This is a genomic window from Stenotrophomonas sp. HMSC10F07 (assembly GCF_001807895.1).
Lineage (GTDB): Bacteria > Pseudomonadota > Gammaproteobacteria > Xanthomonadales > Xanthomonadaceae > Stenotrophomonas > Stenotrophomonas sepilia.
Genome location: NZ_KV791383.1, coordinates 1 through 15,292 on the forward strand (window position 1 = coordinate 1; position 15,292 = coordinate 15,292).

A 15,292-nucleotide genomic window follows, 5' to 3' on the forward strand; every position below is an offset into this window, starting at 1 on the left:
AGCCCCCATGGATGGGTTCACGGCGTGTCCTGCCCACCCACACCGCCCCACCCAACCAGCAGCAACCCAGAACCGCCTTTGAATTTGACCTTGGCCCTTGCCTGAAAAAGCGGTGCAGCCGCAGGCTGCAAAACACCCTCAATCCTGATCGTGCGCGCGTGCGGCCTCGGCCTGCGTCTCTTCCTGCGCCGCCATCTCGCGTGCGATCCACGCATCGATCATGTGCCGCTGGCGCTGCGCCTGCCGTCGCTCACGCGTGTACTCCTGGTCGAGCACGCGGTACAGCGACACCATCACCAGCACCATCAGCAGCGCGAATGGCAACGCCGCAATCGTGATCATGCCCTGCAGTGCATCCAGGCCACCGGCCAGCAGCAACGCCGCTGCGATCAACGCCACCGCGATGCCCCAGGCCAGCTTGCGCTTCAACGGTGGATCGCCTGCTTCGTCAGTGGACATGCTGGCCAGAACCAGTACCGCCGAGTCGGCCGAAGTTACGAAGAAGATCATCAGCAGTACCAGTGCGATGCACGACAGCAGCAACGGCAGCGGCATGCTGTCGAACAGCGTGAACAGCACCGTCTCGTAGCCATTGCCCAGCGCCTGCACCAGGTCGGCATGGCCGAAGATCTGCGCCCACAGCGCGGTGCCGCCGAACACCGCGAACCAGAAGAAGCCCAGCAGCGTCGGCGCGAGCACTACGCCGATCACGAACTCGCGCACGCTGCGGCCGCGCGAGATGCGTGCGATGAATGAGCCCACGAACGGTGCCCACGAGATCCACCAGGCCCAGTAGAAGATTGTCCAGTCCGCCACCCAGGTGCTGCCGGAGAACGGTGACATGCGCAGGCTCATTGTCACCAGCTGGTTGAGGTAGGAGCCCAGCGTGGTGGTGAACGTATCGAAGATGAAGCCGGTCGGCCCCAGCACGAGCAGGATGGCTGCCAGCAGGGCAGCCAACGCCAGGTTGAAATTGGACAGCCACTTCACACCCCGCTCCACGCCACTGGCGGTGGACGCCATATACAGCACGAAGGCGACGGCAATGATGGTCATCTGCACTGGGACGGTAGCCTGCACGCCGAACACGCGCTCGATGCCGGCGGCGATCTGGATGGTGCCGAAGCCCAGCGTCGTCGCGACACCGATCGCGGTGGCGACCACTGCAGCGATGTTGACCACGCGACCGATCCAGCCGCGATGGTGGCGGCCGATGATCGGCTGCAGCATGTCGCTGACCAGGCCACGGCCGTTGCGGTTGAACTGGAACCAGGCCATTGCCAGCCCGATCAGCGCGTAGATGGCCCACGGGTGCAGGCCCCAGTGGAAGAATGCATAGCGCATCGAGGCGCGTGCCGCATCCAGGCTCTGCGGAGCAAGCCCTTCCGGTGGCTTGCTGAAGTGCGAGATGGGTTCGGCAGCGCCCCAGAACACCAGGCCGATGCCCATGCCTGCGGCGAACAGCATCGACATCCAGCTGGCCCGCGAGAACTCCGGCTCGGCGTCTTCGCCACCGATGCGCAGGTTGCCGAAGCGTCCGAAGGCCAGGTACATCAGGAACACCAGGGCCAGGAACACCACCAGCAGGTACAGCCAGCCGATACCGCGGATCAGTTCGCCGAGGATGCTCTGCACCACGGTATTGAAGGGGCCAGGTGCAATACCGGCAAGCAGCACCAGCAGCAGAACCAGTGCGATGGAAACGCGAAACACCATGAAGGAGCTTCTCCGATCAAGGGATTGAGGGGAGCGAGCAGAGCTTGCAGCGAAGGGCCGGCGGCATGCAGCGCGAACCGGGCAGGGGCCGCGTCGGCGGCGATGGAAGCGTCGGTCGCGGGAGCGCGACGGACGTGCACGTTACTGAACGCGACGTCATGGTTCTGTTAACGAACAGCGATTGGGGTCAGATCCGGAAGCGGGCGGTCTATGCTCTAATGCACGCCAAGAAGCGGGGGTACCGAGGCCACGTGGCCTCGGTTGAGACAGTCCCTTGGAACCTGATCCGGCTCATACCGGCGTAGGGAAGCTTTGCAATGCAGCCGTGCCCGGACTCCGCCCAAGGACCGTCCGGGCGCGGTCGCAGTGCGCCGCCGCTTCGTCCCTGACCTTTCTGGACGATGCCCGATGAACGCACAGCTCTCCGCCCTGCAGCAACAGGCCCAGCAACTCTCCGAATCCGTGACCCGGCCCATTCCCGGCTCGCGCAAGATCCACGTGCCCGGTTCGCGCCCGGATCTGCAGGTGCCGATGCGGGAGATCGCGTTGACCCGCACCCCGACGCTGTTCGGCGGCGAAGAGAATGCACCGGTCACGGTCTACGACACGTCCGGCCCCTACACCGATCCGGACGCGCGTATCGATCTGTGCGCCGGGCTGCCGGCACTGCGTCGCGGCTGGGTGGAGGAACGTGGCGATACCGAGCAGCTCGAAGGCCTGAGTTCGTCGTTCGGGCGTGATCGCGAGCACGACCCGAAGCTCGCTGCCGTGCGCTTCCCCGCCCGCAGCCTGCCGCGCCGTGCACGGGCAGGCGCGAACGTCACCCAGATGCACTATGCGCGGCGCGGCATCATCACGCCGGAAATGGAATTCGTTGCCATCCGCGAGAACCAGCGGCTGGAGACGATCCGCGATGCGGGCCTGCTGCAGCAGCACCCGGGCGAGGCGTTCGGCGCCTCGATCCAGAAGATCATCACTCCGGAGTTCGTGCGGGATGAAATCGCGCGCGGCCGCGCCGTGCTGCCCAACAACATCAACCATCCGGAAAGCGAGCCGATGATCATCGGCCGCAACTTCCTGACCAAGATCAATGCCAACATCGGCAACAGCGCCGTTTCCTCGGGAATCGCCGAGGAGGTAGAGAAACTGGTGTGGGCGATCCGCTGGGGCGGTGACACCGTGATGGACCTGTCCACCGGCAAGCACATCCATGAAACCCGCGAGTGGATCATCCGCAACTCGCCGGTGGCGATCGGTACGGTGCCGATCTACCAGGCGCTGGAGAAGGTCGACGGCCGCGCCGAAGCACTGACCTGGGAGATCTTCCGCGACACACTGATCGAGCAGGCCGAGCAGGGCGTGGACTACTTCACCATCCACGCCGGCGTGCTGCTGCGCTACGTGCCACTCACCGCCAAGCGGGTGACCGGCATCGTCAGCCGCGGGGGCTCGATCATGGCCAAGTGGTGCCTGGCGCACCACAAGGAGAATTTCCTGTACACGCATTTCGAAGAGATCTGCGAAATCATGAAGGCCTATGACGTGACCTTCTCGCTGGGTGACGGCCTGCGCCCGGGCTGCATCGCCGATGCCAATGACGCCGCGCAGTTCGGTGAGCTGGAAACGCTGGGCGAGCTGACGAAGACTGCCTGGAAGCATGATGTGCAGACCATGATCGAGGGCCCCGGCCACGTGCCGATGCAGCTGATCAAGGAGAACATGGACAAGCAACTGCGTGAGTGCGGCGAGGCGCCGTTCTATACGCTGGGGCCGTTGACCACCGATATCGCACCGGGCTACGACCACATCACCAGCGCGATCGGCGCGGCGATGATCGGATGGTTCGGCACGGCCATGCTCTGTTACGTGACGCCGAAGGAGCATCTCGGCCTGCCCAATCGCCAGGACGTGCGCGACGGCATCATGGCCTATCGCATTGCCGCGCATGCAGCCGACCTGGCCAAGGGCCATCCGGGTGCGCAGGTTCGCGACAACGCATTGAGCAAGGCGCGCTTCGAGTTCCGCTGGGAAGACCAGTTCCACCTCGGCCTGGATCCGGAGAAGGCCAGGGAGTTCCATGACGAGACGCTGCCGAAGGATGCGCACAAGCTGGCCCACTTCTGCTCGATGTGCGGCCCGCACTTCTGTTCGATGAAGATCACCCAGGATGTGCGTGACTACGCCGAAGCCGGCATGAAGGAGAAGTCGGAGGAGTTCCGCGCGGCTGGCGCAGAGGTCTACCACCAGGGATGACGAGTAGCCGGGTGCCGGCTGCCGGCCGGCGGCCGGTTGTGCAGGGGCCGGGAGGAGCGCTGGCCAGCGGCCGGCACCACCGCTCATCACGCCGCTCCCCGCTATGCTCCGCGCATCACCCTGGGGGAAGGACACCATGCCCGTTGCCATGACCACCCGTTGGCTGGCCATTGCCCGCCGTCATCCTTCGGCCTGGCTGCTGGGTGCCCAGTTGATCGCGGTGCTGCTGTACCCCGCGCTGGATGACACCGCTGCCGGCCGCGCGGCGCTGGGCATGTTCGGCATGGCGGTACTGGGCCTGGCGCTGTGGGTGGTCCAGCGCAGCCCACTGGGCACCTGGCTGGCACTGCTGCTGGCCATCCCGTCGGTGGTGTTCTCGCTGGCTGGCGCATTGCTCGACCGCAGCGCACTGCTGACCACCGCACAGTTGCTGGAGAGCCTGCTGTACTTCTATACGGCCGGCGCCCTGATTGCCTACATGCTCCAGGACCACAAGGTCACCCGCGACGAACTGTTCGCCGCAGGCGCGACATTCACCTTGCTTGCATGGGCATTTGCGTTCGCATTCGCGGTATGCCAGCAGTGGTACCCGGGCAGCTTCCAGGGCACCGGCGGAGGCTCGCAGCGCAGTTGGATGGAGTTGCTTTATCTCAGCTTCAGCTTGCTGTCTGGAGTTGGCTTGAGTGACGTCGTGCCGTTGCATCCACAGGCACGCGCGCTGGTCATGCTGGAGCAGTTTTCCGGCGTGATGTACGTGGCTTTGGTGGTTTCGCGGCTGGTCGGATTGACCATGTTGCGGCGCATGTGAAAATGAACGCCAGATAAAAATTTCGCGCCCGAAAGGGCGCGAATGATGTCGCAAATTATGTGAATTCGTCGGCGAGAGAGAGCCTGATGTCGACCACGCGATAGGCGAGGTAACTTGCATAGGCTAGTATTCGCGCGCTCGATTGTTTTTGCGGTATGCGCCGATGCTTTGTGCGGAGTCTGGCTTTTCGCTGTTCCCAGGACGGGGCGGTATCGAAGGCAAACACTGCCCGGGACCTGTCTCTACTGTGTAGCAGAAAATGAACAGCAGCGAAATCCAGTTCCCGGTATCCGATCGGATCCGGATAGGAGAGTGCACCGTCACTCTGTCCTCGCGCGAAGTCGAGGTCGTCGGCGCGCGTCGCCCGCGCCGGCTGACGCCGAAGGCGCTGGGCGTGCTGCGCGTGCTGCTGCGGCAGCCGGGTCGCGTTGTCACCCGCGACGAGTTGTTCGCCGAGGTATGGCCGGACACGCTGCCGACCAACGATGTGCTGACCCAGGCCGTCACCCAGCTGCGCAAGGCGTTCAGCAACGACGACGACAACGGCCAGGCCTACATCGAAACCATCGCCAAGACAGGCTATCGGCTTCTGGTCCCGGTGCAGGTGCTGGACGATGCCGAGCCCGTGGCCGCAGGCGTCCCCGACGACGAAGGCATGGCCGCGCAGCCGGTGACCACTGCTGCGTTGCCTGCGCATCCACAGGCAGCGCGCCGCCGCTGGCGCCATATCCGTCGGCGCGTGCTGCTGGTGCTGGGCGTGTTGATGCTGGCCACGCTGCTGGTGTTGACCACGCTGCTGCTGCGTCGTGCACCGGCCGGCAGCTCGCCGGTGGAGGCTGCCGTGGAGAACGGTACGCGGGTGATCGGCAGCCCGCAGCGACCGTATCGGTTGATCACCGCAACCAGCGGCTTCGAAACCTATCCCACGCTGTCACCGGACGGTTCGCTGGTGGCCTATGAGGGCGCCAACGAGGATGGCAACGGCGGTGGCGCGATCAAGCTGCAGACCTCCGGCAACGCGCCGGCGCGCCAGTTGCTGGCGCCACCGGCCGGTGCCGTCGATCGCTTCCCGAACTGGTCGCCGGATGGTCGCGAAATCGCCTTCGCGCGGTTCTCCGCCGACGGCGGCTGCCAGGTACTGATCGCCAGCGCCACCGGTGGCGCACTGCGCCAGGCTACACGCTGCGATGGGACGGAGCTGCTCAGTTTCGACTGGACGCCAGATGGGCGTGGCCTGGTGTTCGGCAGCATGGTCGGTCGCTACGCGCACCGTGGCATCCGCGTGCTGGACCTGGCCAGTGGCCAGTGGCGCGCGCTGGCCTACAGCGTCGACCAGGATGACTTCGACTACGCACCGCGTTATTCGCCTGATGGGCAATGGCTGGTGTTCGTGCGCAACCCGCAGCTGGGTGATCTGTGGCGGGTGCCAGCCGCGGGCGGTACGCCCGAGCAGTTGACCGATGAAGCGGCAGAGCTGCGCGGCTGGGCCTGGCTGGACGATGGCCGAACCATCGTCTTCGGTCGCCGTGTCGATAGCGAGGCGCGGCTCTATTACCTGGACGTCGAGCGGCACACGTTGCGCGATGCCGGCCTGGATGATGCGCAGTGGCCAGCGGTGTCGCGACGCGGTGGCATGCTGGCGTTCGTCCACCGGCGCGCGCAGTTCGGCGTGTTCAAGGTGCCGATGCAGGGCAGCGGCACGCCCGAGCGCCTGTTCGCCTCCAGTGGCCGCGATGGGCAGCCGATGGCAGCGCCTGATGGCCGCCAGCTGGTCTTCACCTCCGATCGTTCCGGCAGCTTCGCCCTGTGGTGGGCGGACATGCAGCGACCGGATTCGCTGCGTCCCATCGAAGGGCTGCGGCCGGAAGCGCGGCAGGCGCCTGACTGGTCGGCCGACAGCCGGCAGTTGCTCGTGGTTGGCCGCGATGCGCATGGGCGCACGGTGCTCTATGAAATCGCGCCACGCGATGAACGCCTGCAACCCTTGCCGGTTCCGGCCGAACAGCCGTTGCAGGCACTGTATGGCGCCTCGCCGCAGCAGCTGTTTGTGGTCGAGCGCGATGCCGACCAGCGCACGCGGTTGAGCCTGTTCGATCGCAGCGTCCAGCCCTGGCGCCGATTGGCCAGCATCGATGGGGTGTCGCAGGCGCGCTTTGACCGGAGCAGTGGCCGCGTGTTGTTCACCCGCTTGGCCGCCGGTGGCCTGTGGTCGGCGGATGCCGCGTTGTCCCCGGCCAGCGTGCAGCAGATCAGCGATGACCGGCCCAGCCGCTGGCGATACCGGGCCTGGACCGTGACCGGCAACAGCGGCATCGGCTACCTCGGTACCTCGACCACGTGTGGCACCACCTTCGTGCGCATCCAGCCCGGCCGCGAGGAGCCGGAACGTTGCCTGGACGCAGAACGGCTCAGCGCCGGCAACGGGCTCAGTGCCAGCGCCGACGGAAAGGACCTGTTCGTGGCGATGGCGGTCAGCGATGGCGCTGACATCGGCGTGATGCGGTTGCCCGAACGCCCGCCTGCACTGTTCCCCGCATTCTCCAAGTTGTTGTTTTTCAAGGGAAATGGGCCTTCGTAATTTCTTCGTCGGGATCTCGTCGCGAATTCGTGGCGATCTCGTCGGACCTTCCTGACGCAGTGCCGCCTGATTTGGCAAAACGGAGTCCTGTACTAGGCAAATCCGTGGTGCCCCCATGCGTCAACTCTCGCTGGCCGATCGCGGCCAAACTGTTTCCCTGGACCGGTCGCTCGACGACGTCGCACCGACCTGCCTGGGCGTGGCCCGGCTGGGCAGCCTGCAGACCGCCGGCTCCAGCTTCACTGTCTGGATGCAGGTGCGTGGCAGCTCGTGGGTCGAGGCCAAGGAAGGGCGCTTCCGCCTGCGCCAAGGCGAGTGGATCGCGTTCGAGAAGGAATCGCGGCCGCTGGTGCAGGCCGGTCGCAACGGGTTGTGCGTTGGCCTGAACCTGAACATCGAAGCGCTTCGCGTGCTGACCGAGATGGCCGACTGCGGCCTGTATGCAGGTCGTGGCCGGATGAACCGCACTGATGCGCGCGTGGCGCTGCGCCTGTGGCGCGATGCGCTGGCCAGCGGCCAGCCGGCGCAGGCCCTGCGCCCGCTGCTGCTGCACCTCGCGGGCCTGCAGCGCGGCCTGGCCGACAACGTGCAGCGCTGCCCGGGCCGCTCGCGCAGCCGCAAGCGCCAGGTGTTCGGCCGCATGCAGCGCGCGCGCCTCTATCTGGAAGGCAACAGCCACCGGGTGGTGCGCATCGGCGAACTGGCCGAGCTGACCAACTTCTCCAGCTGGTACCTGTCCAAGACCTTCCAGAGCCTGTACGAGGAAAGCCCGCAGTCGCTTTCGGCACGGCTGCGCCTCGAACGCGCCGCTGATCTGCTGCGTGACACCGACATGATGGTGGGCGAGGTCGCTGCCGCCAGCGGTTTCGACAACTGCTGCAGCTTCGCGCGTGCGTTCCGCGCCCGCTACGGCCAGTCCGCATCGCGCTTCAGGGAGAACGGCGGCTTGCTCCCGCCACAATCCGCAAAGTCTCCGGTTGGTTCGCGCAAATACAGCGCTGCAACGCAATCGTAACGTGCTGGGGTGTTTTAACACGCTGCTAACACGTACCTTGGAGAGATAGATGAACGTTCGTAATCCCGCAGTGCGGTTCGGCTTGCTGCCGGCCGGCATTGCGCTGGCGCTGGCGCCGGCCTTTGCTTCGGCGCAGGAAGCAAAGGGCACCACCGACCTGGACCGCATTTCGGTCACCGGCTCGCGCATCCGCGGCGCCTCGGTGGAAACCCAGCAGCCGATCCTGACGATGACCCGCGAATCCCTGGAAAAGCAGGGCTTCTCGAGCGTCGCCGACGTGCTGAACAACCTGACCTCGGCCGGCTCCCCGGCCATCTCGCGTTCGGAGTCGCTGGCTTCGGGCGAGAACGTGGGCGGCTATTACGTCGACATCCGCAACCTGGGCGCCGAGCGCACCCTGGTGCTGATGAACGGCAAGCGCCTGGGCGCTTCGACCTCGGGCCTGCAGGACCTGAGCCAGATCCCGATGTCGGCCGTTGAGCGCATCGAGATCCTGAAGGATGGCGCCTCGTCGATCTACGGTTCCGACGCCATTGCCGGCGTGGTCAACGTGATCACCCGCAAGAACTTCGATGGCGGCGAAGCCAACGTCTACGTCGGCCAGTACGGCAAGGGCGACGGCGACACCGAAACCTATTCGATGACCCTCGGTGCCCGCGGCGAACGCGGCAGCCTGACCCTGTCGGCCGAGTACTCGAAGCAGGATCCGGTGTGGGCCAAGGACCGCTGGTACAGCCGTGACGGCTCGCTGGGTCCGAACTCGACCTCGGCTGACTGGAGCCCGATCAGCCAGAACGGCAGCTGGTGCAACCCGGCGCTGTACGACTGCACCAAGTCGAGCGCTGTGTGGCAGACCCTGAACCCGGGTGGCAACCCGAAGAACCCGAACGACTACCACGCGATCACCGAAGACGAGTTCGCCAACTCGAACGAGCAGATGACCCTGCTCACCGGTGTGAAGCGCAAGTCGGTCTACATCAACGGCACCTACGACTTCACCGATTCGATCAGCCTGAACACCGACGTGCTCTACAACGAGCGCCAGACGTTCCAGCAGATTGCCGGTTACCCGTACCAGTCCGCTTCCAACTCGATCAAGACCCCGTTGTCGGCTGCCAGCGCCTTCAATCCGGTCGGCCAGGACGTCAGCTTCCGTCGCCGCCTGTGGGAAGTGCCGCGTACCACTGACAGCCAGCTGAAGACCCTGCGCTTCGCTCCGACCCTGACCGGCTTCTTCGAGCTCGGCGGCAAGACCTTCGATTGGGATGTCGGCGCGCTGTGGAACCGCAACGAGTCGATCAAGAGCAACCGTGGCGACATGAGCCTGATCGGCGCGCGTCAGGCCCTGGGCCCGTCGTTCATCGATGCCGGCGGCGTTGCCCGCTGCGGCACCGCGGCCAACCCGATCCTGGGCGACTGCCGCCCGTGGAACCCGCTGCTGCCGTACGGCGTTGATGGCCAGGGCTCGCTGGCGAACCAGGAGCTGCAGGACTTCCTGTTCCCGACCTTCACCACCCGTGGCGTCACCAAGACCACCAGCTTCACCGCCAACCTGTCGGGTGCCATCGTGACCCTGCCGGCCGGCGACCTGGGCTTCGCCCTGGGTGTCGAGCACCGCAAGGAAGAAGGCAGCTACGTGCCGGACGCCTTCGCACAGTCGGGCCAGTCCACCGGCCTGGGCCAGAAGCCGACCCGCGGCCAGTACGATCTGAACGAGGTCTACCTCGAACTGAACGTGCCGCTGCTGGCCGACATGGCCTTCGCCAAGGAACTGACCCTGAACGTTGCCAGCCGTTACTCGGACTACAGCAACTTCGGTGGCACCACCAACAGCAAGTTCGGCCTGACCTGGCGTCCGCTGGATGAACTGCTGGTCCGCGGCACCTACGCCGAGGGCTTCCGCGCTCCGACCATCAGTGACCTGTACGGTGGCCTGAGCTCGAGCTTCGAGTCGTACATCGATCCGTGCGGCGTGAAGGCTCCGGGCAGCGTTGCCGGCAATGCCGCGTGCTCCGGCGCGGGCGTGCCGGCCAACTACGTGCAGCTGGGCCAGGCAGGCAAGGAATGTTCGACCCTGCCGTGCCAGTCGGGTGACCAGTTCATCTCGGGTGCCAACCCGAACCTGAAGCCGGAAACCTCCAAGAGCACCACCTTCGGCCTGGTGTGGAGCCCGCGTTGGGTGCAGGGCCTGGACGTCTCGCTGGATTGGTACAAGTACGAAATCAGCGACATGATCATCGCTGACAGCGTCGACCGCATCCTGCGTGACTGCTACGTGCTGGGCAACTCCGAGCGTTGCTCGAGCGTGACCCGTGCGGCTGACGGCCACGTCAGTGCGATCACCTACGGCACCGCCAACCTCGGCAAGATGGAAACCGAAGGTTACGACCTGGGCATCAAGTACCGCCTGCCGGAACTGGCCATCGGTCAGTTCAGCATCGACTGGACCACCAGCTACACCGCCAAGTACGACGAGCAGCGCCAGAACAGCGACGGCGACAACATCATGGTTGGCCGCGTCAGCGAGCCGGGCCTGTTCCGCGTGCGTTCGAACCTGGGCGTCAACTGGCAGTACGGCGATTTCGGTGTGAACTACACCGCGCGCTACTACTCCGGCATGAAGGAAAGCTGCATCTCGCTGGCTGACGGCTGGTGCGATGCGCCGAACCACATGGCCAACGGCGAGACCGATCCGCTGCGTCACACCGGCTCCAACACCTTCCACGACCTGCAGGTCAGCTGGAAGGCACCGTGGGATGCGACGATCGCCCTGGGCGCGAACAATGTGTTCGACCACAAGGGTTCGCTGCAGTACTCGGCTCCGAACTCGGCGTTCGCCTACTACGGCGGCTTCGATGTGGGTCGCTTCCTGTACATGAAGTACACCCAGCGCTTCTGATCCATCGAAGTGCGGTAGCAACACGAGGAGGGCGGGCCGCTAGGTCCGCCCTCTTTTTTGTAGGGGAATTCCGGAAACTGTTGGAAGGTGAGCGCAGTCACGGTCCCGTCGTGTCGCAATCGACACAGTCAGGAGGTCCAATACCGGACGCTTGCATGTGGAGAGGGGTATGAAGAACACGTTGCTGCGCCAGGCATCGGCGGCTGCATTGATCTATGCAACGCTGGTGGGCGCGGTGTTCGCGCAGGGCCTCGGTGTCTGTGGTGGCGGGCTCTATTGCGAAGAGTTCCGCCAGCAGTGCCTGGCCAGTGGCAAGTCACCGGTCATCTGCGAGTCGCAGTACCGGCGTTGCGTGCAGGATGCCTGCGGTATCCGCTGACAAGGAAAGGGCGCACCGTGTGGGTGCGCCCTCTGTCGTCCGGACATCATCCAGCACGCTCAGGCGTCGCTGGGCACCAGTCCCATCAGTGCATTGGCGTGCTCGCGCCATTGCGGCAGTTTGTTCAGCACGCCTGCACGCTGCAGGTAGTCCTCGTCCACCGGGTCGCCATTGACCAGTGCCAGGGCCACGTGCACCGCGCCGGTCACCCAGAAGCTGCGGGTGTTGGCGCGCTGCGGCTGCAGGTGGAAGGCCACCGCTTCGATGATCGGCATCGGCAGGCCCCACAGGCCCAGCAGGTAGGCGCCGGCCTCGGCATGGCCTGGGCGGGCATCGCTGGCCAGCGCGGGCTCGCTGCGCTCGTTGCGCACGCCGGGCAGCAGCAGGCCGATGTCGGCCAGCAGTGCGGCGGTCGCCCCCAGTTCGGCGCTGGACTCGGGCAGCAGGCGTGCGGCCAGCCGGGAGGCGAGCAGTGCGCGCTGCTGCAGTGAGTTGCGCTCGGCAGCCGACAGCGTCGGCGCGGAGAACACTTCGCTGGCCAGCACCAGGTCACGCAGCGTGGCCAGGCCCAGCCGGGTGACCGCGGTGCGCAGGTCGGCAATGGTGCGGCCCTGGCTGAAGAAAGCCGAGTTCGACAGTTGCAGCACCTTGGCCGCGATGGCCGGATCGGCGGCGACCAGCTTGGCCACATCGGCACTGTCGGTATCGTCATCATGTTCCAGGGCCTGGGTCAGGCTCAGGTACAGGTGCGGTGGCGATGGCAGTTTCTCGATACGGCCGATGGCATCGCGCAGGCGCGGGCTGTCCAGCACTTCGCGCAGTTCTTCCAGGCTGGTCAATGCCTCCAGCAGCACTTCCGGCGCCAGCGGCAGCGGCAGGAAGCGGTGGGCGACACCGATCAGGCGCGCCGGCGGCGGGCGGTTGCCATGGTGTGCATCGACCAGCGCGATGCGGATGGTTTCCGGGCGCAGTGTCCGGATCTGGCCCAGCAGCGTGGTGGCATTGAGATCGGGCAACTGCGGGCAGACGATCACCGCGTCCACGCCCTGCGTGGCCACCGCGGTCATCGCGGTCTGGCCATCGACGGCGGTCAGCGGCTGCCAGTCTTCCCCAAGATCGGCAATGAATTCGGTCAGCTCAGCCGGCAGGCTGGCTGCATCCCCAACAAGCAGAATACGCACGACACGTTCCCCTGGCTGTCTCGACGATGGATGTCGATGACGTGTGAAGTGACGCAATTTACCTAATACGGCAGCAAGAGTGATGTGCCGTCATCATGAAACGTGACCCGCATCGCTCCGGCGGGGTATCGCCGGAGCGATCCGGTTCAGGCTCAGGCCTTGCTGTCGAGATGGCGCTGGTGCGCCTCGATCAGGATCTGCTTGGCCTCAGCGGCGCCACCCCAACCGTCCAGCTTGACCCACTTGCCCTTCTCCAGGTCCTTGTAATGCTCGAAGAAGTGGCCAATGCGCTCCAGCCAGTGGCTCGAGACCTGGGCGATGTCTTCGACGTGGGCGTAGCCGCTGAAGATCTTCGAGACCGGCACGGCCAGGATCTTCTCGTCGCTGCCTGCCTCATCGCTCATCTTCAGCACGCCGACCGGACGGCAGCGCACGACCGAACCCGGCACCAGCGGCAGCGGCAGCACCACCAGCACGTCGGCCGGATCGCCGTCGCCACACAGGGTGCTCGGCACGTAGCCGTAGTTGCACGGATAGCGCATCGGGGTGGACAGGATGCGGTCGACGAAGATCGCGCCGGTTTCCTTGTCCACTTCGTACTTCACCGGCTCCGAGTCCTTCGGGATCTCGATGATGACGTTGATTTCTTCCGGCGGGTTCTTGCCGGGCGAGACGAGTTCCAGGCCCATGGTGTGCTCCAGGTGGGGGTATAGACGGATAGCTCACCATTTTATGCCTTTGCCGGGCGCTGTGCAGGGTAGGGCTGGGCCGACCTGCGCGCCCGCCTCCGGCGGAGCGGGTGGGGCGGGGTTTCCCGATGGGTTCGACCCGGTCCCCGCGGCAGGCTGGACGTCCTTGCCAAGGAGACTTGCCATGAACTGGAACCGTTTGGGCTGTTGTGCCTTGCTGCTGCTGCTGGCGCCGTTGCCCGCGCTTGCGCGCGGGGTGCATGTCAATCTGATCGACTATCCCTCCGACGAGGCCGGATGGGACCGGGCCTTTGCCCTGGAGGACGCGGTCGCCGGTGAATTCGCCGCATGGTGCGCCGACACCTTGTGTGAAGGTGATTACAGCAACTACCGGGTGATGGAGTTCCGCTGCGCCGTGCTCGCCCACCGCGGCACCGTGCAGCGCTGTGTCTGGGTGGTGGCCGCCAGCGAGCTGGAGGTTGAGCCCGACACGGGACACGTGCGGATCGACAACGGGAGCTGGGTCTGTCCGGTCGAAATGCAGCCCGGGGTGCCCGTCGACGCGTTCTACGCCTCCCTGGAAGCGCCGGGTGGCCTGATCGCCCCTCTGCCCGGGCTTGGCCATGGTCTCTTCGATGGGCTGCCTGAATGCCTGCGCACGCAGGGGAGGGTGGGCTGATGGGGAGCTTCTGCAAATGCTGGCTGTTGTGCTGCGTGCTGTCTGTCAGCCTGCCGTTCACCGGCGTCGCGCAGGCTGCGCCTGCGTTCGTCGATGCGCGGGATTACTCCGGCCCGGGGGGCGGCCACGAGCGTTTCCTTGCTGCCGAGCGGCAACTGGTGCGTGGCTTCGATGAGGTGTGTGGCGATACCTTCTGCGAGGGGTAGTACATCAATCTGTGGGCCATGCGCCTGCGCTGTTCCGTGGAACAGGCCACGGGAGTGGTTATCCAGTGTGTGTGGACCTTCGCCGGTAGCGACACGCGGGTACAAGCCAGCGGCCGCATCAACGTCAACCGTGGCCGCTACGCCTGCGTGCTGCCACTGGCTGCCGGAACACGCCTGGAAACCCTGCTGCAGGTGTGGGAAGCGGGAGACGGGTTCGATGCGTTGCACGCGCCGCTGCCCGGCACGACAGCCAATACCTACGACGCACTGGTTGATTGCCTGTAGTCCCGGCATCAATAAGAATGTGACTTATTTGCATTAACGGAGTAGCATGCGCGGCGCCCCGTCTGTCGTCCCGGCTCCGCGCATGTCCTCCAATGCCGCCACGCTCACCGAACTGCTGATCCGCGAGCGGCCAGCGCTGTTGCGTCGTGTGCAACGGATACTGGGGGGCGACAGCGGCGCCGAGGACGTGATCCAGGCGGTCTGGTTCAAGGCCCGTGGGGTCGATGACAGCCAGGCCATCGACAATCCGCGGGCCTATCTGTATCGGCTGGCCGCCAATCTGGCCACTGACCACGGCCGCGAATCGAGCCGCCGCAACCGGCTGCTGGTCGACCACTACCTGTGGGGGGCCGACGAGGTGATCTCCACCGAGGAGCAGGCCATGGCACAGGATGAGCTGCAGCGGGTGCTCGATGCGGCGGGTCACCTGCCGGAGCCGACCCGCACCATCTTCCGGCTGAACCGCCTGCAGGGCCTCACCCAGGCCGAGATCGCACGCCGCCTGGGAGTGTCGGTGACCACCGTCGAGAATCATGTGCGCTCCGCGCTGCAGCGCCTGGCCTGGGCGCGCAGCGGTCGATGAGCGCGCCGGCTTGGGGCTGGC

The 15,292-nt window shown here is 65.6% G+C and carries 13 protein-coding genes and 1 riboswitch; of the genes, 10 read left to right on the top strand and 3 right to left on the bottom strand.

Annotated elements, in window-relative coordinates; genetic code table 11:
* Positions 1–138 precede the first annotated feature (138 nt).
* Complete coding sequence (locus HMPREF3114_RS10310) at positions 139–1,716, bottom strand: BCCT family transporter (RefSeq protein ID WP_049413309.1); 1,578 nt, start codon at positions 1,714–1,716, stop codon at positions 139–141.
* Positions 1,717–1,940: 224 nt separating this feature from the next.
* Positions 1,941–2,042, top strand: a riboswitch (TPP riboswitch).
* A gap of 82 nt (positions 2,043–2,124) precedes the next feature.
* On the opposite strand from HMPREF3114_RS10310, the gene thiC reads away from it, so the two are divergent.
* The 6 genes from thiC to HMPREF3114_RS10340 all read left to right on the top strand — a co-directional run bounded on the left by thiC (position 2,125) and on the right by HMPREF3114_RS10340 (position 11,648).
* Complete coding sequence (thiC, locus tag HMPREF3114_RS10315; RefSeq protein WP_053497521.1) at positions 2,125–3,969, top strand: phosphomethylpyrimidine synthase ThiC; 1,845 nt, start codon at positions 2,125–2,127, stop codon at positions 3,967–3,969.
* 136 nt (positions 3,970–4,105) lie between these two features.
* Positions 4,106–4,777 (top strand): ion channel, encoded by a 672-nt coding sequence (locus tag HMPREF3114_RS10320; RefSeq protein ID WP_050562719.1) that lies wholly within the window; start codon positions 4,106–4,108, stop codon positions 4,775–4,777.
* A 259-nt stretch (positions 4,778–5,036) separates the two neighbouring features.
* Entirely contained in the window at positions 5,037–7,355 is a 2,319-nt protein-coding gene (locus HMPREF3114_RS10325; protein WP_053497518.1) for a winged helix-turn-helix domain-containing protein, read from the top strand.
* A gap of 115 nt (positions 7,356–7,470) precedes the next feature.
* On the top strand, positions 7,471–8,370 hold the full coding sequence (locus tag HMPREF3114_RS10330; RefSeq protein WP_053497516.1) for a helix-turn-helix transcriptional regulator: 900 nt from the start codon (positions 7,471–7,473) through the stop codon (positions 8,368–8,370).
* A 49-nt stretch (positions 8,371–8,419) separates the two neighbouring features.
* Positions 8,420–11,269, top strand: coding sequence for a TonB-dependent receptor plug domain-containing protein (locus HMPREF3114_RS10335; protein ID WP_053497514.1), 2,850 nt, complete (start codon positions 8,420–8,422; stop codon positions 11,267–11,269).
* Between the two features lie 169 nt (positions 11,270–11,438).
* Entirely contained in the window at positions 11,439–11,648 is a 210-nt protein-coding gene (locus HMPREF3114_RS10340) for a hypothetical protein (RefSeq protein ID WP_032955995.1), read from the top strand.
* A gap of 59 nt (positions 11,649–11,707) precedes the next feature.
* Here the strand turns inward: HMPREF3114_RS10340 and HMPREF3114_RS10345 are convergent, their stop codons facing one another.
* Both HMPREF3114_RS10345 and ppa read right to left on the bottom strand, forming a co-directional pair.
* Positions 11,708–12,829, bottom strand: coding sequence for an HDOD domain-containing protein (locus HMPREF3114_RS10345; RefSeq protein ID WP_053497511.1), 1,122 nt, complete (start codon positions 12,827–12,829; stop codon positions 11,708–11,710).
* A 152-nt stretch (positions 12,830–12,981) separates the two neighbouring features.
* Entirely contained in the window at positions 12,982–13,518 is a 537-nt protein-coding gene (gene ppa, locus HMPREF3114_RS10350; protein WP_005410935.1) for an inorganic diphosphatase, read from the bottom strand.
* 184 nt (positions 13,519–13,702) lie between these two features.
* On the opposite strand from ppa, the gene HMPREF3114_RS10355 reads away from it, so the two are divergent.
* From HMPREF3114_RS10355 to HMPREF3114_RS10365, 4 genes are all read left to right on the top strand, one after another.
* Positions 13,703–14,197 (top strand): hypothetical protein, encoded by a 495-nt coding sequence (locus tag HMPREF3114_RS10355; protein ID WP_070489729.1) that lies wholly within the window; start codon positions 13,703–13,705, stop codon positions 14,195–14,197.
* Positions 14,198–14,232: 35 nt separating this feature from the next.
* Positions 14,233–14,403 (top strand): hypothetical protein, encoded by a 171-nt coding sequence (locus HMPREF3114_RS21445; protein WP_229766001.1) that lies wholly within the window; start codon positions 14,233–14,235, stop codon positions 14,401–14,403.
* A gap of 69 nt (positions 14,404–14,472) precedes the next feature.
* The gene (locus tag HMPREF3114_RS21450; protein ID WP_229766000.1) at positions 14,473–14,688 is read left to right on the top strand and encodes a hypothetical protein; all 216 of its coding nucleotides are present in this window, start codon (positions 14,473–14,475) and stop codon (positions 14,686–14,688) included.
* 82 nt (positions 14,689–14,770) lie between these two features.
* On the top strand, positions 14,771–15,271 hold the full coding sequence (locus HMPREF3114_RS10365; RefSeq protein WP_053497507.1) for an RNA polymerase sigma factor: 501 nt from the start codon (positions 14,771–14,773) through the stop codon (positions 15,269–15,271).
* Positions 15,272–15,292 lie beyond the last annotated feature (21 nt).